Annotated in this window: 17 protein-coding genes; 12 read left to right on the top strand and 5 right to left on the bottom strand. The window is 46.9% G+C overall.

Annotated elements, in window-relative coordinates:
• Window positions 1–56: 56 nt before the first annotated feature.
• Window positions 57–1,340, top strand: coding sequence for an MFS transporter (locus tag MKX59_RS10640; protein WP_023989342.1), 1,284 nt, complete (start codon window positions 57–59; stop codon window positions 1,338–1,340).
• Between the two features lie 25 nt (window positions 1,341–1,365).
• Here the strand turns inward: MKX59_RS10640 and MKX59_RS10645 are convergent, their stop codons facing one another.
• Window positions 1,366–1,998 carry a YktB family protein gene (locus MKX59_RS10645; protein WP_340858419.1) on the bottom strand — a complete coding sequence of 211 codons (633 nt, stop codon included), beginning with the start codon at window positions 1,996–1,998 and terminating at the stop codon, window positions 1,366–1,368.
• Between the two features lie 279 nt (window positions 1,999–2,277).
• Between MKX59_RS10645 and MKX59_RS10650 the strand changes: the two genes are divergently transcribed.
• Window positions 2,278–2,877 carry a hypothetical protein gene (locus MKX59_RS10650; RefSeq protein WP_340858420.1) on the top strand — a complete coding sequence of 200 codons (600 nt, stop codon included), beginning with the start codon at window positions 2,278–2,280 and terminating at the stop codon, window positions 2,875–2,877.
• Between the two features lie 173 nt (window positions 2,878–3,050).
• Complete coding sequence (gene gndA / locus MKX59_RS10655; RefSeq protein ID WP_013310934.1) at window positions 3,051–4,457, top strand: NADP-dependent phosphogluconate dehydrogenase; 1,407 nt, start codon at window positions 3,051–3,053, stop codon at window positions 4,455–4,457.
• A gap of 245 nt (window positions 4,458–4,702) precedes the next feature.
• Here the strand turns inward: gndA and MKX59_RS10660 are convergent, their stop codons facing one another.
• The gene (locus tag MKX59_RS10660) at window positions 4,703–5,008 is read right to left on the bottom strand and encodes a rhodanese-like domain-containing protein (protein WP_010345522.1); all 306 of its coding nucleotides are present in this window, start codon (window positions 5,006–5,008) and stop codon (window positions 4,703–4,705) included.
• A 269-nt stretch (window positions 5,009–5,277) separates the two neighbouring features.
• Here MKX59_RS10660 and aroA point away from each other — a divergent pair, with 269 nt between their 5' ends.
• The 4 genes from aroA (at window position 5,278) to ptsP (ending at window position 10,964) form a co-directional block, all read left to right on the top strand.
• A complete protein-coding gene (aroA, locus tag MKX59_RS10665) occupies window positions 5,278–6,570 on the top strand; it encodes a 3-phosphoshikimate 1-carboxyvinyltransferase (RefSeq protein ID WP_053325724.1) in 1,293 nt (430 codons plus the stop codon).
• A gap of 33 nt (window positions 6,571–6,603) precedes the next feature.
• A complete protein-coding gene (locus tag MKX59_RS10670) occupies window positions 6,604–7,038 on the top strand; it encodes a CoA-binding protein (protein ID WP_013310932.1) in 435 nt (144 codons plus the stop codon).
• A gap of 300 nt (window positions 7,039–7,338) precedes the next feature.
• A complete protein-coding gene (locus tag MKX59_RS10675) occupies window positions 7,339–9,222 on the top strand; it encodes a glucose PTS transporter subunit IIA (protein WP_023989337.1) in 1,884 nt (627 codons plus the stop codon).
• Window positions 9,219–10,964, top strand: a complete 1,746-nt coding sequence (gene ptsP / locus MKX59_RS10680) for a phosphoenolpyruvate--protein phosphotransferase (RefSeq protein ID WP_023989336.1) — start codon at window positions 9,219–9,221, stop codon at window positions 10,962–10,964. The genes MKX59_RS10675 and ptsP overlap by 4 nt, the downstream gene beginning before the upstream one ends.
• Window positions 10,965–11,151: 187 nt before the next feature.
• Here ptsP and MKX59_RS10685 read toward each other — a convergent pair whose 3' ends face one another.
• A complete protein-coding gene (locus tag MKX59_RS10685; RefSeq protein WP_023989335.1) occupies window positions 11,152–11,688 on the bottom strand; it encodes a type 1 glutamine amidotransferase domain-containing protein in 537 nt (178 codons plus the stop codon).
• A 338-nt stretch (window positions 11,689–12,026) separates the two neighbouring features.
• Between MKX59_RS10685 and MKX59_RS10690 the strand changes: the two genes are divergently transcribed.
• The 4 genes from MKX59_RS10690 to MKX59_RS10705 all read left to right on the top strand — a co-directional run bounded on the left by MKX59_RS10690 (window position 12,027) and on the right by MKX59_RS10705 (window position 14,844).
• A complete protein-coding gene (locus tag MKX59_RS10690) occupies window positions 12,027–12,473 on the top strand; it encodes a hypothetical protein (RefSeq protein WP_023989334.1) in 447 nt (148 codons plus the stop codon).
• A 101-nt stretch (window positions 12,474–12,574) separates the two neighbouring features.
• Window positions 12,575–12,916, top strand: coding sequence for a bacillithiol system redox-active protein YtxJ (gene ytxJ / locus MKX59_RS10695; protein ID WP_013310927.1), 342 nt, complete (start codon window positions 12,575–12,577; stop codon window positions 12,914–12,916).
• A 107-nt stretch (window positions 12,917–13,023) separates the two neighbouring features.
• Window positions 13,024–14,031, top strand: a complete 1,008-nt coding sequence (gene ccpA, locus MKX59_RS10700) for a catabolite control protein A (protein WP_023989333.1) — start codon at window positions 13,024–13,026, stop codon at window positions 14,029–14,031.
• 114 nt (window positions 14,032–14,145) lie between these two features.
• Complete coding sequence (locus tag MKX59_RS10705) at window positions 14,146–14,844, top strand: 5'-methylthioadenosine/adenosylhomocysteine nucleosidase (RefSeq protein WP_068941485.1); 699 nt, start codon at window positions 14,146–14,148, stop codon at window positions 14,842–14,844.
• 12 nt (window positions 14,845–14,856) lie between these two features.
• Here the strand turns inward: MKX59_RS10705 and MKX59_RS10710 are convergent, their stop codons facing one another.
• Window positions 14,857–15,489, bottom strand: coding sequence for a GNAT family N-acetyltransferase (locus MKX59_RS10710; protein WP_068941487.1), 633 nt, complete (start codon window positions 15,487–15,489; stop codon window positions 14,857–14,859).
• Window positions 15,490–15,735: 246 nt separating this feature from the next.
• Here MKX59_RS10710 and acsA point away from each other — a divergent pair, with 246 nt between their 5' ends.
• Window positions 15,736–17,451 carry an acetate--CoA ligase gene (gene acsA / locus MKX59_RS10715; protein ID WP_068941489.1) on the top strand — a complete coding sequence of 572 codons (1,716 nt, stop codon included), beginning with the start codon at window positions 15,736–15,738 and terminating at the stop codon, window positions 17,449–17,451.
• Window positions 17,452–17,574: 123 nt separating this feature from the next.
• Here the strand turns inward: acsA and MKX59_RS10720 are convergent, their stop codons facing one another.
• A complete protein-coding gene (locus MKX59_RS10720; protein ID WP_068941492.1) occupies window positions 17,575–20,598 on the bottom strand; it encodes a penicillin-binding protein 1A in 3,024 nt (1,007 codons plus the stop codon).
• Between the last annotated feature and the right edge of the window lie 63 nt (window positions 20,599–20,661).

A 20,661-nucleotide genomic window follows, 5' to 3' on the forward strand; every position in this document is an offset into this window, starting at 1 on the left:
TAGGCGGAGAACCCGGTCTTTATAGCCAAAAAACGAAGGTGGAGGATGTGGATTAGATGTGGCAAAAAGGACGAAAAGAAGCTCCGCAGCGGCTGTGGACTCCTTTTTTTAGCAAATTGTGGGTTTTGGTATTTCTAGTCGAATTTATGAAAGGATCTCTTCTGGTATCCATCCTTCCGGTATATATGGGAGAAACGCTTGGTTTGTCAGCCGGGATTATTGGTTTAGCCTTTTCACTTCAATATTTTGGAGACAATGCGTTCCGGGCACCGGCGGGCTGGATGGCTGAACGGCTTGGTTACCGTGGAACGATGTCGACCGCACTGTTGTTTACGCTTGTAGCTATTATTATGCTGAGCGTACTGTCAGAGCCCGTGTGGCTCGTCGTCGCGTGTCTGCTGCTCGGTCTGGGTACTTCTCCGCTCTGGCCTTGTGTTATGACCGGAACGACCGAAATGTCCGGGCCTAATAACAGCAATGGCGCGGCGATGGGCACACTGGAAATTGCGTCTATGGGCGGAACGGGATTGGGTCCGCTCATTATGAACTTCGCCATATCCCACTATGGGCATTCTTACGGCATGGTGTTCATGATTTTGATAGGATGCAGTGTTGTATTGTTGTTGGTTGCTCTCATGCTGCCAGGACCGAAAAGGTCTGCTAACAAAGGTGACCTCGAACAGAGCGCTCTAGTGTCGTCTGATGGGCACATAAAGCAGAAGCGGGGAGTTCTGAAAGGAATCCAGGAGACGATTGGCGTGCTCAAAACAAAGCTTAACGTCAATCCGTTAATTTACCCGGCGCTGTTTTTGCAGTCTTTTGTTATCGGTTTAATCAGCCCGGTACTGACGCTATACGCTCGGACGGACCTCGGGATTTCACCAAACCTGTACAGCGTCCTCCTGATTGCAGGCGGTGGGGTGACTGTGCTGGCACTGATCCCTTGCGGCAAGTTGGTCGACCGACTTGGAACGGAGTATTTTCTACATGTTGGTTTTTTGCTAGCCGGAATTACACTGTTTCTCTTTTCAATCGTTCGCTCTATTCCGCTGGTATTTGTATCCGTAGCGCTTATTGGTTTGGGATATGCGCTCATTTTGCCTGCATGGAACACATTTCTTGCCCGACTGATTCCGGAAAGCGAGCGAGCAACGGTATGGGGCTTTTTTTTAACACTTCAAGGCTCCGGCATGGTTATAGGCCCGCTCGTTTCAGGAGTGCTATGGGACCGTGCCGGACACACAGCACCATTTATCATCAGTGGGGTCGTGATGCTGCTCATGTTTGGCTGCCACCTGGCTCTGGCGCGTAATCCACGCAGGAAGACTGTGGAGGCCTGAACAGCACCTTGAAAAGCGGCGAGGGCTACTCTTTCGAGAAAGACATTCGGTACAGCGGCAGTAAATGCTCAAAGGTAGAACGCACAGCCTGTAATAATGCAGCCCCGTCGCTGGCGAGTGGATCTTCTCGGTCAATACGGATTCCACACATGACCTCCGCTTTTTTTACCTGTTGCAGCTTGTGGATGATCGTTTGAAAATCTTCATTAGCCATATGTTGTTGTTCTGTGCCTTCTGGAGCCATATGATCCATGGACCAGTAAAAATGATCCGGTAGGTTAGAACGTACATCACTCAGGTTGGCTTCGAGCGCCTGGGCAAATGTAGCTTTGTTCGGGCTTTCATAAATAATTGCGAAGATGACGAAAAGATGGGAAGCGAACATGCCTACCTCAAAATGCGGCAGCGCCTTGTATCCGCGCTTGTTTGCCGCCCAGGCAACCCAAGTATCTTTGGGGGGATTGACTTTCCGTCGTGCATGCTTGGCAACGTGAACGTGCATAGGCTCCCCACATAAGTCTGTCAGGAACGGGGCCAATTCCTCGCCAATTGCCTCCAGCTTGGGCCGAACCTGCTGAATCAGCACTTCCATACGAGGCTCCAACCCCGGTATTTCAAAAACATCGAAGTCCTTTGCAGTAAATCCACTAAATGTCATTCCTTTTCCTCCTGTAACTGGGTTAAGCCATGTCGTGTGGCGTAATATGTCCGATTATAGCATAATGCCGCCGGGCGTGGCCGACTTTAGACCAGGTTTGAAACAAGCATATAAGGCAAAAGTAGGATTGTGCGCTGTTACTCATAAAAATAGGTCAAATAACCAAGTACCCTTACATAAAATGAAGTATAAAATAGAGCAAGGGAAGATCAAGCGGGAAAGCCGCAGGCTTGCTGTAGCCGGACTTCTTGAATCGGACTTGAAAAAGGAGGGAATGCCGTGAACAAGGGCTGTGAGGTAGAATATTGCAATCTAGAGCTCCGGTTTAGCCGTCGGCATATCCATAATCTGATCAAGGATTTGATATCGGAAGGGTATTCGCTGTACTGGAGCGAGGATGAGTCGTACCTGGTTTTGTCGGTGAGAACCGGGCGCAAGCTGGTGAAGCTCCGTTTTCAACAGCTGCGCACAGGACACTACAAGTTGGCTGGAGATTATGTAATCCGCGATGCCAAGCTGGCTGAGTGGTTGGAGAAGCTGATTGGAAGCACCCGAGGTCATGCCATTGTCAAAAGAGTTAAGGATCATCATATTTTAGTAGAAAATATTTTGTTCGGTGAGGTTATTCGTCTGGTCGAGGTTACAGGCTTTAAGCAGCGTGTCATTTATCAGAAAGGACCGGTGCTGTCCGCACAGGAAATGGAGGATATGTACGCTTCCAAAGAAGGGGAAACCCGGCTGCTGCTGCTCAAAATGGAAGTAGACGATGAATTGGAGAAACTGTTCACAGCGATGACAGACGGAGATAAGGCTAAAATCGGGAATTGCCATGAACGCCTGCAAACGCTATCCCACCAACTGCTGATGATGGAAGTGTAATACATCTGAACACCTCATGAAAATGGGGTGTTTTGATCTGTGAATAGACAGGGGTTCACTTCTGACACCAAAAACGTTAAAATAGAAGTGCACGTGTTCCGATTCACATAAAGTGTAATGCGGTAAAGCGGCGATGTAGAAGACAAAATATGTTGCAAAGGATGAGGAACCAGATGGCAAAACAGCAAATTGGTGTGATCGGCCTGGCGGTAATGGGTAAGAATTTAGCCCTTAATATTGAGAGCAGAGGCTTCACCGTCTCGGTTTTTAATCGCTCTCCAGAAAAAACGCACGATCTTATCAAAGAAGCAGAAGGTAAAAAACTGACGGGTACTTTCTCTATTGAAGAATTTGTGAACTCATTGGAGTCACCCCGTAAAATCCTGATCATGGTTCAAGCTGGTAAAGCTACAGATGCCACGATTGAACAGCTTGTGCCTCATCTGGACAAGGGCGACATTATTATAGACGGAGGCAATGCCTACTTCCCTGATACACAGCGCCGCAGCAAGGAGCTGGAGGAAAAAGGACTTCGCTTTATTGGTACAGGCGTATCCGGTGGTGAAGAAGGTGCCTTGAATGGTCCTGCTATTATGCCGGGTGGACAAGAAAGTGCCTATAAACTGGTAGAGCCGATTCTGACGGCAATCTCTGCCAAAGTGGAAGGCGACCCATGCTGTACATATATCGGTCCCGACGGTGCTGGTCACTATGTAAAAATGGTGCATAACGGTATCGAGTACGGCGACATGCAATTGATCGGTGAAGCTTATCACCTGTTAAAATCAGTCCTGAACGTGAATGCGGAAGAGCTTCATGAAATCTTCACGGAATGGAATAAAGGGGAACTGGACAGCTACCTGATCGAAATTACAGCTGACATCTTCTCCCAATACGATGCTGAAACAGGCAAGCCAATGGTAGACGTTATCTTGGATGCTGCTGGTCAAAAAGGTACAGGTAAATGGACAAGCCAAAGCGCTTTGGATCTGGGTGTGCCATTGTCCATGATTACCGAATCCGTATTCTCCCGCTTCTTGTCTGCTATGAAAGACGAGCGCATTGCGGCAAGCAAAGTGCTGAGCGGTCCTAATGCTGAGTCCTTCAGCGGCGACAAAAAAGAATTTATCGAGAGCGTACGTAAAGCACTGTTTGCAAGTAAAATTGTGTCCTATGCTCAAGGTTTCGCTCAAATGCGTGCAGCTTCCGATGAATATGATTGGGATTTGAAATACGGAAAAATCGCTATGATCTTCCGCGGCGGTTGCATTATCCGCTCGCAATTCCTGCAAAACATCAAGGATGCATATGACCGCGACCCTGCCTTGAAAAACCTGTTACTGGATTCTTACTTCAAAAATGTAGTTGAAACGTATCAAGATGCATGGCGTCAAGTGATTTCCGTGGCTGTATCTCAAGGTATTCCAGTGCCTGGCTTCTCCAGCGCGCTTGCATACTATGACAGCTACCGCACTGAGCGTTTGCCAGCAAATCTGCTGCAAGCACAACGTGACTACTTCGGTGCCCATACGTTCAAACGTGTGGACAAAGAAGGCGTATTCCATCATCAATGGTTCTAATGAACGGACGGATATGTATGAATAGCATTATGTAATACAACGGAAGCTTTTTTGCCCTATGGGTAGAAGAAGCTTCCGTTTTTAATTTTTAATTATGGATATCATTCTAGGGTAGTAGAGGATTGTGTAATCTTTTGAGGCTATGGTATGATAGGGACAGAATATTTTAATGCATTACCGCGTCTAAGCTTTGAGTTAAAACAAAAGAGACGGGAAGTTCTCGTCTCTTTTGTTAAGTAGGTTTTCTATTGCTCCTGTGACCATTGCAGCATGCCGCCGGTCATGTTAGTACAGCCTTCATAACCTAGCTGCTGTAGATATTCGCAGGCTCGTTCACTGCGATAACCGCTCCGGCAAATAAAGATAATTTCACCGGTGCGTTCAATTTCTTCAAGACGACCCGGAAGCTGTCCGAGCGGAATGTGCTTGGCACCTTCAATCATGCCTTCCGCTACTTCTTCCGCTTCGCGGACGTCGATTAATTGCAATTGCTCTCCTGCTTGCAGACGTGCGCGCAACTCAGAAGGTTCAATCAGGGCGATTTGCGTCATGGCCGGACCTCTTTTCTGATAAATAATGGGTGCTACGTATATTTTTGACGTGTGCAAAATGTCACACACACTCTATGTATGATAGCTAAGCTATCTCTAGGCTGTCAATCGGCTTAATCCTAAAGGCAGGTATAGATTAATTAGCCGACGGGATTCACTCGGGCGACCTAGATTAATATTTCTTATTTTTTGGGTGGAGAAATGAATGCTACAACTTGTATAATTAACGTAAAATAGGATGGTTTGAACCGAAAAGGAGCATGTACATTATGGATGTTATCGTTAGACCTACCCCTTCCTTGCAAGGAGAGATTGGGGCCCTGTCCTCCAAAAACTACACTACTCGTTATCTGCTCACTGCGGCACTTGCTGAGGGACAAAGTACCATTTATTATCCAGCCCATAGTGAAGACAGTGATGCTATGCGTCGTTGTATCGCCGATCTGGGTGCAGTACTGGAAGAGGATGATGAAAAAATAGTTATTACAGGTTTTGGTAGCCATCCTCAAGCTGTGAAGGAATTGAATGTGGGAAACGCAGGAGCGGTGCTCCGTTTTTTGATGGGTATTGCATCTCTATGTCCGGATGTTACATTTGTTAATACATATCCCGACTCATTGGGTAAGAGACCACATGATGATCTAATCGATGCACTGGGGCAACTGGGTGTGAAAGTAGATCATCGTGAAGGTAAGTTGCCAATTCGTATTCAGGGTGGTCAGGCGAAAGGCGGTAAAATTCAGGTGTCCGGCTCGGTTAGCTCACAATATTTGAGCGCCTTGCTATTCCTTACGCCTTTACTGGAGGAAGACAGTGAAATCGAAGTGCTGCATGATTTGAAATCCAAGGTGGTCATTGGGCAGACCCTGGAGGTATTGCAAGAGGCTGGTATTATCATTCATGCAAGGGATGATTACATGTCTTTCCGTGTCCCGGGGCGGCAATCCTATCAGCCACGTACGTATACTGTACAGGGAGACTATCCAGGGAGTGCAGCGGTGCTAGCGGCTGCTGCAGTAACGAATTCTGATGTTACCATTCATCGTCTTAAAGAGCAGAGCAAACAGGGAGAACGCGCTATCGTAGATGTGTTGCGTATGATGGAAGTGCCACTGACACATGAGAACGATACCGTTGTCGTGAAGGGCAATGGCCGATTGAAAGCTGTCGAGTTTGACGGTGATGCTGCAACAGACGCTGTGCTTGCTATGGTGGCTGCGGCTGTATTTGCTGAAGGCACGTCCCGCTTTTATAACGTGGAGAATTTACGGTATAAGGAATGCGACCGCATTACCGATTATTTGAATGAGCTGACCAAGGCTGGAGCTCGGGTAGAAGAACGCCAAGCGGAAATTATCGTACATGGCAGACCGGAGGGTGTCGAAGGTGGCGTGGAAATTAACGCGCATTTTGATCACCGTGTTATTATGGCCTTGACGATTGTAGGTTTGCGTTCACAGAAGCCGTTAGTGATCAAGGATGCACATCATGTCGCCAAATCGTATCCGCAGTATTTTGATCATCTAACGACGCTTGGTGCTTCTGTAGAATGGGTAAAATAAAAGCAAACGAAGATGCGAATAGGAGGGAACAGGATGGCTTTTGAAAATCCGTCGAGAGAAGAGATTAAAACCATTTTGGAACAAGTAGGCAATATTGCGGTTGTTGGTTTGTCTGATAAATCAGATCGAACCTCTTATATGGTTTCTTATGCCATGCAGAAGCGGGGATACCGGATTATTCCGGTTAACCCTGCGGCGGCAGGGCAAACGATTCTTGGGGAGACTTGTTATGCCAGTCTTGCTGAAGTACCTGAGCCTGTGGAGCTGGTCAATGTATTCCGCCGCAGTGAATACTGTGCAGAGGTTGCGCGTGAAGCAGCAGCTATTGGAGCTAAGATTTTGTGGCTTCAACAGGGGATTATAAGCCAGGAAGCCGCTGACATTGCGCAGGAGCATGGAATGACGGTTATTATGGATCGTTGCATTAAGGTGGAGGACTCAGTGACCCAGGCTGTACGTAAAGGATAAACAAGGATCAGTGACCCGTGCTATACGCACATGAAAACCTTCTTCCCTTGCTTCACAGGGTTGAAGGTTTTTGGTGCGAAATGAGGAATATGGTAAAGTATATTATACTTTTAGCAATCCATATAATGTATGTATGCCTGATGATGAAAATGGTCTAGACGGATTCATAGTGTTATCTGTTGTGGTGATAAAGTTTTTTGACCTGTAGAAGCGTAAATAAATATTTTGGCAGATGGAATCATTGCTTTGACAAAAGTATTTATTCGGCTTACCATCAGGGATAGAAAGGAGAGGAATGCCATGAATTGGCTCGGATCCTTACAACAGCTCGGTCGTGCTGTCATGCTCCCGACGATGGTGCTACCAGCCGCTGCAATATTGCTAAGTCTCGGCAGCCTTCCTTGGTCCACATGGGGATTCCCTATGGTGTCTGATATGGCAAATGCGGCGGGACATGGGATTTTTTATTTTTTGCCATATTTATTTGCGGTTGGTGTTGCACTGGGGATGTCGAATCAGGCAGGTCAGGCGGGACTGGCAGCATTAGCTGGTATGGCTATATATGATCAGGTCACATTGAGATTTGGAAACGGACTCATTCAACCGGCGACGCTCATTGGTATCATTTTGGGGGTCATTTCAGGGGTGGCTTATAATCGCTTCAAAAGCATCAAATTGCCCGAGGTGCTTCAGTTTTTTGGGGGTACCCGATTTGTTCTGCTGCTTATTGGCCTCTTCTCGGCTGTGTTTGCAGGACTCATGCTAATTATTGCCCCACTCATACAGAGAGGGCTGCAATTTATAGTAGGTCTGGAATCGAGCTTGGGCGGCTTTGGACTGTTTATCTACGGTATTCTATATCGGTTGCTGGCGGCCTTTGGTCTGCACCATCTGCTTAATAATATTTTTTGGTTTCAACTGGGTACATATAAAACGCCGTCTGGCAACGTTGTGCAGGGAGATTTACCCCGGTTTTTTGCTGGCGATCCGACAGCGGGCTATTTCATGTCCGGGTTGTTCCCCATTATGATGTTTGCGATCCCTGCCATTGCGCTGGCGATCATTCAGGAAGCACGTGAAGATTTGAAGCCAAAGGTGCAAAAAACATTTTTGACGGCTGCGCTTGTCTGCTTTTTTACCGGAGTGTCGGAACAGATCGAGTTCGCCTTTTTGTTTGCAGCACCTTATTTGTTCCTCGTTCATGCGGTTATGTCTGGGCTGGCCATGTGGCTTACCTTTGAGCTGGATATTCATCACGGATTTTCCTATTCGGCGGGTTTTATAGATTATGTCCTTAATTTTCATCTCTCACATAACGCCTGGTTGTTAATTCCAGTGGGAGTGGCGTATGGGCTTGTGTATTATGTACTGTTTCGATGGGCTATCCGGCGGTTCCGTATTCCAACTCCTGGGCGCGAGGAAGGTTCGGTTCTGGAGGATTGGGCCGGCAATATTCCTTATAGTGCTCCGCTTATTTTGGAAGCACTTGGCGGGAAGGAAAATATTGTGCAGGTGGAGGCCTGCATCACACGTTTGCGGCTGACCGTCCACAATGACAGACTGATCGATACCGGAGCGATGAAGGCTTTGGGATCGGCCGGGCTTATCAATCTGGGTGGAGGTAATTTGCAGGTTGTATTCGGAACGTATTCAGAACTGATTCGTGAGGAAATCGCGAAGCTGATGGAGCGTGATCTCCCTCAAATTTTGTTCAACGCTCCTGTACATGGAAAAATGCTCCCGATTCATGAAGTGCCTGACAAAATTTTTGCGACGAAGCTGGTCGGGGACGGTGTTGCTTTTGTTCCTGAACGTGGTGAACTTGTGTCTCCAGTGTATGGTACTGTGATGCACTTGTATCCGACTATGCACGCTTTAGGCATCTCCACACGAGAGGGACTTGAGGTTCTGCTCCACATAGGGATTGATACTTCACAGCTAAAAGGAAATTTTACTGCTATGGTAGAAGCAGGCGATACGGTGGAACCGGGGCAATTGCTGATCAAATTTGATTTGCAGGCGCTGCGAGAGCAAGCTCCATCACTGGTGACTCCTATGGTCATCACGAATCCGGATCGCGTCAAGTCGTGGAGCTTTGCTCCGTTTAAAACAGTGAAAAAAGGTCAGGCCTCGGTAATGTCCGTTGTGCTGCATGACAGGAATGTTGGAGGGGTAGAAACATGATAGAAGGCATCGGCGCCGCAGCAGGTGTGGCAATCGGGAAGGCATTTGTCCTGCCGAGCTGGGAGTGGGATTTACCTGATCAAAAAATGGATGCGGTAGATCTTGCAAAGGAATTTGAACGGTTGTATGAAGGGATACGCACATCCAAAAGTGAGATCCAGTTTATTAAGGATGAGTTTCGAGAGATGGTGGGGCCGGAGGAATCCAGCATTTTTGATGCTCATCTTGCGATATTGGAAGATCCAGAATTCATGAATGAAATTCGCGGAATTATTGAGCGTCAGTATAAGGCGGCCGAGGTGGCCGTGAAGGAAGCCATTGATCATTTTGTAACAATGTTTGATTTACTGGATGATGAATATATGAAGGAGCGGGCAATCGATATCAAAGATGTGGGAAACCGGCTGCTCAAGCATTTGCTGGGTGCACCGGAAGTGACTCTTCCCAAGGATACGCAGCCCTATATTCTGGTAGCCAAGGAGCTCTCACCCTCCCAATCGGCACACTTGAATCCTAGCTATGTTTTAGGGATTGTAACTATGAATGGTGGGAAAACATCACATTCTGCGATCATGGCCCGCGCACTTGGTATTCCACTCGTTTCAGGACTGGAGAGCAATCTGAATTTGCCCGTTCAAACGGGAGATATGATGGTTGTGGATGGAGACCTGGGCAAAGTTTATGTGAATCCGGAAAAAACGGTAACTGATCATTATAAAATTTTGCGTGACGAGCAGCGACGCAGAAAAGAGCAGCTTCAGGTGCTTGCTTCTGTAGATGCCGTGACCAAGGATGGAACCACCCTGAGGCTAGCGGCCAATATTAGTTCGATTAAAGAGCTGGAGGCAGCTTTGAAGCATGGCGCTCAAGGTGTGGGACTGTTCCGCACGGAGTTTTTATACATGGATCGCAAATCTGCTCCAGATGAAGAGGAGCAGTATGAAGTATATCGGCTGATAGCGGAAAAGGCAGGAAACCACTCTGTAGTCATCCGTACATTGGATATCGGTGGAGATAAGCCGTTGGACTATCTTCAACTACCAGAGGAAGAAAATCCTTTTCTAGGTTACCGTGCTATACGGATCAGTCTGGATTGGAAGGAATTATTTAAAACCCAGTTGACTGCAATTTTGCGAGCCAGTGCAACGGGAAATATCAAGGTAATGTATCCGATGATCTCATCCGTGGAGGAGGTCCGCCAGGCAGATGCTCTTTTGAAGGAGGCTATGGCGGATTTGGATGCAAGAGGGCTTGCCTATAATCCGAACATTCAGCGTGGAATCATGATAGAGGTACCGGCAGCAGCGATGATCGCTGATCTATTGGCAGCTGAAACAGATTTTTTTAGTATCGGAACGAATGATCTGGTTCAGTATGTGCTGGCTGTAGATCGTATGAATGAGCAGATTGCACATATGTACCATCCATACCATCCAGCTGTACTTCGAATGTTGCGCATGACTGCACAAGCGGCACATCAAGCAGGAATTGATGTAAGTGTATGTGGTGAGATGGCTGGAGATGAACGGTCCGTTCCTCTTTGGCTGGAACTGGGGATACACCAACTCAGCATGTCTCCCCAATCGTTATTGCGGGTCAAGCATCGTGTGCTGAATACGACTGCATCTGAGGCAACGACAGTCGCTCAGGTTTGCTTTGGCATGTCCACTGGTGCAGCGATCGAAGACAAGCTGACTGCAGCTAATGTCAGCTGCACTCCGGCCGGGCCTGGACGGCAGTAATATATAATGTCCGCAAAGCTTTGCACAGCCAACACCCCGTACTGTTGAGCTTGTCGTAGCAAACCTTAATGGCGTAGCACGGCTTGGACGAAAAAGAACCTTCAAAACCACTTATTCATGGTTTTGAAGGTTCTTTTTTTCATCTTGTTGACAGCCTCTTGAGATTGCGGGAAATTAACTTAATCTCTTATTTCCGGGTGTTATCTGCTAACAAATCGCAGAAAGCTTTTCCGTAAGGTGGAAGATCGGGTGGTCGACGAGCAGATACAATATGTCCGTCCGTCACAACTGCCTCATCCTTCCAAATAGCTCCTGCATTCTCCATATCGTCACGGATGCCTGGAGTGGAGGTTACCGTAACACCATCCAAAATTTTAGCAGAAATCAGTACCCAGCCTGCATGGCAGATTTGTCCAATCGGTTTATGAGCAGCATGAAACTCCTGTACGAGTTGAATTACCTTGGGATAGCGACGCAGTTTATCAGGTGCCCAACCGCCAGGGACAAGAATTCCGTCATAGTCGCTGCTATTCAGTTCCTCAAAAGCGTATTCCGCTTCAGCAGGTACGCCATATTTTCCAATATATTTCTTACCCTTTTCAGCACCGGCTAAATGCACTTCTGCGCCTTCTTCACGAACACGGTAAATCGGATACCACAGCTCCAGATCCTCGAATTCCTCATCCACCAGGGCGATAACCTTTTTTCCGGCAAGTCTTGACATCCAACCATCCTTTCGTGCGTCACATGATGACACCTCTGTTTTGTAATCTGTACTTTTACATCTTAAGAAAAAGAACGCTCGAAGTCCATTCCTTCGCAGATTCTTATGTTAGTAGTCTGCTCTTTGACAGCAATTGTCGTCATTTTCTGACCCGCCAAAGCTTTGGTAATTTGTTCATAGCTGCAATCTGTGGAAGGATTTGAGGTCCCAAAGTCGAAATAAAACAAGGTATGATAGATTTAATGGAGTTAACAAATATTTATTAGACTAGTAGATAGATATATTTGGATTCTGATGAGATCCTCGTATAGTTTGATCCTACGTAATGAGGTGGTTAAATGCAGAAGCAATGTCAATGTGGCAAACCGATGGGACTGGAACTGCGAAAGGTAATCTATGCGGGCAAGGTTGAAATTTTGCACGTCCCTGTATTCTCATGCTCGTCATGCTTTTCCAGTGAGGTTTTGCAGCATGTGACGAAGGACATTAAGGCACTATTACAAAGTCTAGGGAGCAAACCTACGGCACGGAGAATATCTTTTGCTCGCAACAATGAACTGGCAGAAATAATTCGCAAGCTTGTATTGGAGGAAGCGGACAATCCCAATGTGGATTGGCAATCTGCTTTGGAGGAGCGCATGGAGCTTCGAATTAATCTCTTACTGGATCTTTATCGCTATGCGAGAAGTCTGGGAGACGAAGATTGGATGAATGATGTAGAGAAAAAATTGGTTCAATTATCCGGTTTTACCAGTGAATCGGTATTTACGAATACAAAAAACTAAAAAATATGAAAATTTTCATGGTCACCATTGGATTTTACATGTTCTTTTTGTTACGATGTGAATAGGCCATACGACAAGACACAGAAAGGAATGTATATCCAATGGCGACGATGACAAAAATGACTACTGTTCAACAATTAAATACGGCTCTGGAAGCGTCATCAGACAAGCCGTTGCTTCTCTTTAAACATAGCACACGTTGTCCGATAAGTGCAGGCGCATATCAGGAAGTGGAGTCCTATTTGCATGGCGCTCCCAACGAAAATATTGAATACGGTATCATTTATGTAGTAGAAGATCGGCCGGTGTCCAATGAAACCGCGGACAGGCTTCAGGTGAAGCATGAATCCCCGCAGGCCATTTTAATCAAGGGCGGAGAGGCTGTTTGGCATACATCCCATTCGAATATTACAGCCCGTGCACTCCACGATCATCTCACATAGATAGAATGTGTGCTGTCGTTGCATAAAGTAGTATTTTGTCGTATCATGGTTCTAATTAGTTGATCTAGGATTCGGTTGAAAATTTATTGGCAATGGAGAGAAGGAATGTGACGGTAACGATCTATGATGTAGCTCGCGAAGCTGGTGTCTCAATGGCCACAGTGTCCCGCGTAGTTAACAATAATCCTAATGTGAAACCTCAGACCCGCAAGAAAGTGTACGAAGCGATTGAACAATTGGGATATCGCCCAAATGCGGTCGCTAGAGGTCTGGCCAGCAAGAAGACAACGACCGTCGGCGTGGTTATACCCGATATATCGAACTCAATTTTTGCAGAAATTGCGCGCGGTATTGAGGATATAGCGAATATGTATCACTATAATATTATTTTGTGTAATGCCGACAAGCGAAAAGAAAAAGAGATTCGTGTCATCAACACATTGCTTGAAAAGCAAGTGGATGGTCTTCTGTTCATGGGTGGTACAGTAACGGACGAGCATATTCAGGCGTTCCATACAGCTGCGGTCCCTATCGTTCTATGTGCAACGAGTGATGAAAAAGGAAGCTATCCTTCGGTCGATATCGACCATGAAGCCGCTGCTTTTGATGCAGTAAACACGTTGATCCGCCATGGACACCGTCAAATCGCAATGATCAGTGGTACGCTTCAAGACCCTGCAAACGGCTATGCACGTTTCCAAGGTTACAAGAGAGCACTGGAAACAGCCGGAATTGATTATCAGGAGGATCTCGTGCGAATCGGGAACTACCGTTATGAATCCGGTGTCGAAGCAATGAAATATTTTCTCGGCCTGAAGAAGAAGCCAAGTGCGATTTTTGCTGCTACGGATGAAATGGCAATTGGTGCGATCCACAGTATTCAGGATGAGGGATTGAAAGTTCCTGATGATTTTTCGGTAATCAGTGTTGACAATATTCGTATGGCCTCTATGGTTCGTCCTCAGCTGACAACCGTCGCGCAACCGATGTACGATTTGGGTGCGGTAGCGATGCGTTTGCTGACCAAGCTGATGAAAAAGGAAAACGTGGAGAACCCTCGCGTTATTTTGCCGCATGAAACTATTTTGCGGTTGTCAGTTAATTATTTAGACTAGATGCAGTGCTGAATAGGATATACCTTCGATGAAAGCTCCTTTGATGGAGCTTTTTTCGCGGATATAAAGCTTCTTATGGACATCATCATCAAACCAAGAATAGAGGGATGCGTAATGAGCCGACTTTATGGATTAATGGGTGCTATGGATGAAGAAATTGAATTGCTGCTGGCAGCGATGACGGAAGCGAGCAAGACGGTCAAGGCTGGAATCACGTACACTACAGGAATCATTCACGGGCAAAGAGTCGTTGTCTGCAAATCCGGTGTAGGCAAGGTTAATGCTGCGGTAACAACACAAATCCTGATTGATCATTTTGGTGTAGAACAGATTATATTTACGGGAGTGGCAGGGGCAGTTCATCCCGATTTAAACATTGGGGATATTGTCATCTCATCAACATGTATGCAGCATGATATGGATGTAACGCCTTTGGGTTATGCCAGAGGGGTCATTCCTTATCAGGACACCTCAGAGTTTGTGGCTGATCCCGAGCTTGCAAGTCTAGCTGAGCAAGCCTGCAAATCGTTTGGCGATCGGTATATTGTCGGCAAGGTACTTTCTGGCGATCAATTTGTTGCAAATCGTGAGTTAGTGACTGCATTGCATCAGGAAATGGACGGTGCTTGTACCGAAATGGAGGGTGCAGCTGTGGCTCAGACAGCTCATATGAACGCTGTGCCTTATGTTGTCCTACGATCTATGTCAGATAAGGCTGATGGATCGGCTCACGTTAATTATGCTGAATTTACGGTAGAAGCTTCACATCGTTCGCATCGTATTGTGGAGTTCATGCTCAAGCATTTGGGCTAAGGGTATAATTTTTTAATACATGAATCTTCGGACAAACCGGATATGGTCAAACTGCTCCTGTGATGCGAGGGGCACATCCTTTCCCATTCGTACCATCAGACAGTTAGCAGGATGTGAGCATATTTCAGGATCATCCGTGGCGTACCAGACCATATCTACAGTTTTCATCAGACGTTCCATCATGCGGCGGTATTCCCATACGGAGAGACCGCTGCCTTTTAAATCCCAATGCCAATAGTATTCGGTGGTAAAAATAATATAAGATTCAAGCTGTCTGTCCTCAAAGGCAATCCGAATCATTCGGCTACCCAGGCCCAGACCACGATAGTCATTGGCTACCTCAACAGCTCCAAGTTCCAGTAAATCCTTCATGCCAGCTTCCGACCAGCGCTCCATCTCATCTGGGTAATGAAAAGTAACATATCCCAGAAGGGTTTCCCCGTTGTGGGCAATGATAATTCTGCCTTCTGGCAGTTCCGAAATATCCACCAACGCGTCGAACTGTTCCTTTGGTTTGCGAAAGGCATCTAATTGCTTGTGCATTTGAAATGAACGCAGTTGATCCGCGGATACGGGGCCTTCTACATAGATTGTTTGTCCGTTATGATCCAGCGTGTCCAAGTGGTACAGTTTTAAATGCTGCATGTGTACGCCCTCCTTGTTCGCCATGAGCTCGTTCCTCATATCCCCTACTTATAGCAAAAAAACAATTAAATGAAAAGGATGGTCGTCACATCCTGACCTATGATATACTGTTTTAGACATAAAATGTTCACAATTAAGTGCTTAAATCAACCAGTACACCAAAGGATTTCGTCTGCTTTATTTATTTTGTAAGCGTTATCTTGTTCTGTGTGATTCTCATTAATCCATTGTGAGGAGGCTGAACGTATGAAGATTGAAGAACTCCAGACTGTAGTTCCCACATCCAACATGGGCCCGTATGAACAAGCTTACAACAACTTTCAGTGGGAGGATGCAGAGCGTCATTTTACGTGGTATGAAACAGGCAAGGTAAATATGGCACATGAAGCCATTGATCGACATGTACAGGAAGGACGAGGTGAGAAAGCGGCACTATTGTATTGTGACGCAAACCGTCACGAAACCTACACCTTCTCTCAGCTTCGTGCTAGCTCTAACAGGTTCGGAAATGTGCTGCGGAAATACGGTATTGGTAAAGGGGAGCGGGTATTTATTTTCATGCCCCGTTCACCCGAGCTGGTTATTAGTTTACTTGGTGTTCTAAAGGTAGGGGCTATTGTCGGTCCATTGTTTGAGGCGTTTATGGAAACTGCGGTTAAGGATCGATTGGAGGATAGTGGGGCGGTGGCATTAGTGACCACACCTGCGCTTCTGTCACGGGTAAAACGTGAGGAGCTTCCTGAGCTGCGACATATTTTTGTGGTTGGTGATATGGATGCACGCGAGCAGGGAATTATCGATTTCGAGACAGAAATGCTTATGTCCTCAGAGGAACTTGAGCCAGAATGGTTGAATCGTGAAGATGGATTAATTATTCACTATACATCAGGCTCAACAGGCAAGCCCAAAGGCGTGTATCATGTGCAAAATGCGATGATTCAGCATTACTATACTGGCAAAATGGTGCTGGATTTGCGGGAAGATGATGTGTATTGGTGTACTGCTGATCCTGGCTGGGTCACGGGAACATCATACGGTATTTTTGCTCCATGGCTAAATGGAGCGACGAATGTCATTCGTGGGGGGCGTTTCAGCCCGGAAGACTGGTACCGCACGATTGAGCGTCACGAAGTGACCATATGGTATAGTGCTCCTACAGCGTTTCGGATGCTGATGAGCGCAGGGGAGCAGGTTGTTTCCAAATATGATCTTAGCAGTCTGCGGCATGTATTATCCGTTGGGGAACCGCTGAATCCAGAAGTGGTGCGATGGGGATGGCAAGTGTATACACAGCGCATTCATGATACTTGGTGGATGACGGAAACAGGAGCACAGTTGATCTGTAATTACCCTGAGCTGCCAATTAAGCCGGGTTCGATGGGAAAGCCACTCCCAGGTATTCAGGCTGCTATTTTGGATGACAGAGGGCAGGTGTTGCCTCCTGACCGGATGGGCCACTTGGCGATCCGTACACCATGGCCATCCATGATGAATCGTATATGGAACAATCCGAACAAGTTTCAGGAATATTTCCGCTTTCCCGGTTGGTATGTATCGGGTGATTCAGCTTACATGGATGAGGACGGATATTTCTGGTTTCAGGGTAGGATTGATGATGTCATTAACTCCTCCGGGGAGCGAATCGGCCCTTTTGAGGTGGAGAGCAAGCTTCTGGAGCATCCTGCAGTAGCGGAAGCCGGAGTCATTGGAAAACCAGATACCGTGCGGGGAGAGATTATCAAGGCTTTTGTTGCACTGCGTGAAGGCTATGCACCGTCTGAAGCTTTACAGCAGGACATCTATCGCTTCGTTAAGGAAGGGCTGTCTGCTCATGCTGCTCCACGCGAAATTGAGTTTAAGGAAAAGCTACCCAAAACCCGTTCCGGTAAAATTATGAGACGCGTGTTGAAAGCCTGGGAGCTTAACCTTCCTACAGGTGACTTATCTACCATAGAGGATTGAAGTGCTGTGCATATTAGAATTATAAAAGGGAGTCTCCAAAGCCTTAATGGCTAAGGGGGCTCCCTTTTTGTTAGGGTGAATCTCATATTCACCCAACCTATCACTTTCTGCTTTTGTCTTCAGTTATGGACGGACGGCTCCGGAAGGAGCCGATTCCCCTATGGTATTCATGGAAGTGACACGAAACCAGCCTTTTGGCTTTTTCCCCGACTTATATTCAAAGCTGGGAGATGCGGTAGAGCCTATGTTTGTAAAAGGCTCCGCACCGCTTTCGCTGTAATACACGTTATAGCCTGTAATAGCGTCCGCAGACTTACCTGCGCTCCATTGGAGCGCTACGGATGAGCCAGCGGCTTTAGCTTGAGGCTGTCCAGGGGCAGTAGGAACCTCTGTAGGCTGTGCACCTGTTCCATCTCCCTCGCCCGGAACGTCTGGAGACTCAGAATCTGCAGGTGGCACCACAGGTGCTGCGCTTGCTTTCGTGCTTGGCCCAGACTCATGGCCGCCTACATCAACGGCGGTCACGTAGTAGCTGGAGCTGCTGCCCCCAGGGCTGTCAGAGAACACCTTGGAGCCGTCAGCCATAACAACCTTGCCAAGCCGTTGGAAGCTGCCCCCATCTGTAGAACGATACAGACGGTATCCTACGACGTCGCTGTTTCCGCTTGGGCTAAAGCTGATTATGGCTTTGCCGTCACTATAGCTTACGTTGACGCTAGATGGAGCGTTAGGGGCTGCTCCATCGTCCTTGCGTGGATCAATCTGAGTAGGAGCTTCCTTATCTGCATCCTGAGGCAGATAGTAGGACAACGAATTATGTCGTCTCATCACCTTAAAGGCTTGCTGAAGCTCTTTAATCAATTCTGAGATGGGCTTTTCCCGTTTTCTAACGGTCCGTTCATATAACATATCATCCGGTGTACCATCGCGTGGAATATAATTCACACCTTGGTAGGTAATATATTTCGCACGGCTCACACCATTTTCACTGTTTTTAGGTGGATACTTACTGTTATAAATGTCCGAACCATACGCGGATGCTGTGCGGCTTACAATGCCGTCAGGTCTCTTGAAGCTGTCCGTTTGGAACAGCTGGGCATCTTTAGCTGTTACTTCATTCATGATTAGAGCCCATAAGCGACGAGCCCGCTCTTTTTGGACTTTCGTTTCAAGCTTATTGACAGGTTGCTTGTAACCAACCCATACACCCAGCGTGACGTCAGGCGTAAAGCCCTCGAACCAAACATCAGTGTAGGATTGCGTAGTGCCTGTCTTGCCGGCAATCGGAATCTTGCCGGATTGATCAAAGTTCCGCTTCACCAGTCTGCCTGTGCCTTCCGACACGGCTGTACGCAACATATCCGTCATCAGGTAGGCGGTTTGCGGTGAGAAGGCCTGCACAGGATTAGCCTGATGCTTATATACAATATTGCCTTGCGAATCCACAATCTTTTCGATCATATAGGCGTCATTAAACACACCGCCATTTGGAATGGCTCCATATGCATTCGTGAGTTCCTCGACAGTCACCCCATGGGCCAAGCCGCCAAGTACACCCGTTTGAGCGTTGTTATCACTGGATTCCAAGGTGGTGATACCCAGTTTTTTAGCAAAAGCCCAAGCGTTGCTAATCCCTACTTTTTCGTTAAACAGCTTGAGTGCTATCGTATTTAGCGATTGATTCAGTGCATAACGCGCCGTAACCAATCCTTGATAGCGGTTGTTAGCATTTTTCGGAATGTGATATCCATTACTGCCATCTTTCAAAATAATAGGGGCATCATCCACGATACTACCAGGCTGCACAAGACCGCTGTCCAATGCAGGGAGATAGGCAGCAATCGGTTTCATTGCCGAACCTGGCTGACGTACCATCTGCGTGGCATAATTCATCTGCTCCTTTTGGAAGTCCCGACCTTCCATCATTCCAAGAATGGCGCCTGTTTTATGCTGAATCAGAATAGCCGCTGCTTGTTCGTCACCCTTGGTTTTACTAGTGGCAGAGAAGTTGTTTTTATTTTCTGCAATTTGACGCATAGATTTGTAGACGCTCTTATCAATGGTGGTGTACACCATATAACCGCCTGTGCGAAGCTGCTGTTCAGCTTCTTTGAGTAAATCGTTATCGTCCTTGGTCTTGGCATCTGCACTGGCATTAGCTGCTTGACCCGGATTGGTGACAGACATGAGTGCCTGCGCAGCCTGTCGTTCTGTTTCCATCATAAGGTATGGATAGGTGTTATAAGCTTTAACAGTGCGTGGTGCGAGAGATTTTTTGATATCAAAAGCCATCGCTTCATCATACTGTGCTTTATTGATTTTGTTCTCCTCCAGCATTCGACTGAGCACCAGGTGCTGGCGGTTGATGGCTCTTTTAAAGCCAGCTTCATTAAACTCGCCCTTACCGTTGTAAGCAGAATAAGAAGAAGGAAGCTGTGGCAAACCTGCCAGATAGGCGGCCTGGGCTACATTAATCTCGTTCAGATCATTCTCATTAAAAATACCTTTGGCCGCTGCTTTAATGCCAAAGACGTTGTAACCGCTTGAACCGTTACCAAAAGGTACTTTATTGAGATAGGCCGTAATAATTTGCTGCTTGCTCAGGAAGCGCTCAAGGCGCAGAGACAGCAAAATTTCTTTGACCTTGCGGTCATCCGTGCGATCGAGATTTAGAAAGACACGACGCGCAAGCTGCTGGGTGAGGGTACTCCCCCCGGTTTGTACGGATTCATGCAGCGCCTTTTGCTTCACAGCACGCAGCGTTCCCGACAAATCGACACCTTTATGCTCATAAAAATGATTATCTTCAATGGCAATGACTGCGTCAATGACGAGTTGTGGAATCTCCTTAAACGTGACAGGTCTTCGATCTTCTTCTGTCCGAAGTTGTCCGATGGGAGAGCCATCATTGAAATAAGCGAAGCCTGTAATTGCATTCTTATCTACTTCCTGTAGGATCATGGATCTGGAACGCACGGGTTCGCTTTTTACAATAGAAGCGACATAGCCAGCGGCGGCCCCCCCTGCAAATAGTGCCCCCATAAAACCGATGATGATGACCCACTTTATGACACGGCCGAGCCTTCGCATGGTTGTCCTCAAGCGGGAAGGCTTTGGCGCTGATACATTGTTTTTTTCTTCAACCATTAAGTCTTCCTCCTTTATAACAGCCATTATTATAGCATAAAATTACAAAATGAACCCATATGC

Origin of the sequence: Paenibacillus sp. FSL R7-0340 (genome assembly GCF_038002205.1) — a bacterium.
GTDB classification, from domain to species: Bacteria; Bacillota; Bacilli; order Paenibacillales; family Paenibacillaceae; genus Paenibacillus; species Paenibacillus polymyxa_B.

Coding starts and splice junctions, on each gene's coding strand:
- ptsP (WP_023989336.1), top strand. CDS start 9,219: ATGATAGAAGGCATCGGCGCCGCAGCAGGTGTGGCAATCGGGAAGGCA.
- MKX59_RS10660 (WP_010345522.1), bottom strand. CDS start 5,008: ATGACGCAAATCGCCCTGATTGAACCTTCTGAGTTGCGCGCACGTCTG.
- MKX59_RS10685 (WP_023989335.1), bottom strand. CDS start 11,688: ATGTCAAGACTTGCCGGAAAAAAGGTTATCGCCCTGGTGGATGAGGAA.
- acsA (WP_068941489.1), top strand. CDS start 15,736: ATGAAGATTGAAGAACTCCAGACTGTAGTTCCCACATCCAACATGGGC.
- MKX59_RS10675 (WP_023989337.1), top strand. CDS start 7,339: ATGAATTGGCTCGGATCCTTACAACAGCTCGGTCGTGCTGTCATGCTC.
- MKX59_RS10640 (WP_023989342.1), top strand. CDS start 57: ATGTGGCAAAAAGGACGAAAAGAAGCTCCGCAGCGGCTGTGGACTCCT.
- MKX59_RS10690 (WP_023989334.1), top strand. CDS start 12,027: ATGCAGAAGCAATGTCAATGTGGCAAACCGATGGGACTGGAACTGCGA.
- ytxJ (WP_013310927.1), top strand. CDS start 12,575: ATGGCGACGATGACAAAAATGACTACTGTTCAACAATTAAATACGGCT.
- aroA (WP_053325724.1), top strand. CDS start 5,278: ATGGATGTTATCGTTAGACCTACCCCTTCCTTGCAAGGAGAGATTGGG.
- MKX59_RS10710 (WP_068941487.1), bottom strand. CDS start 15,489: ATGCAGCATTTAAAACTGTACCACTTGGACACGCTGGATCATAACGGA.
- MKX59_RS10645 (WP_340858419.1), bottom strand. CDS start 1,998: ATGACATTTAGTGGATTTACTGCAAAGGACTTCGATGTTTTTGAAATA.
- MKX59_RS10670 (WP_013310932.1), top strand. CDS start 6,604: ATGGCTTTTGAAAATCCGTCGAGAGAAGAGATTAAAACCATTTTGGAA.
- gndA (WP_013310934.1), top strand. CDS start 3,051: ATGGCAAAACAGCAAATTGGTGTGATCGGCCTGGCGGTAATGGGTAAG.
- MKX59_RS10705 (WP_068941485.1), top strand. CDS start 14,146: ATGAGCCGACTTTATGGATTAATGGGTGCTATGGATGAAGAAATTGAA.
- MKX59_RS10720 (WP_068941492.1), bottom strand. CDS start 20,598: ATGGTTGAAGAAAAAAACAATGTATCAGCGCCAAAGCCTTCCCGCTTG.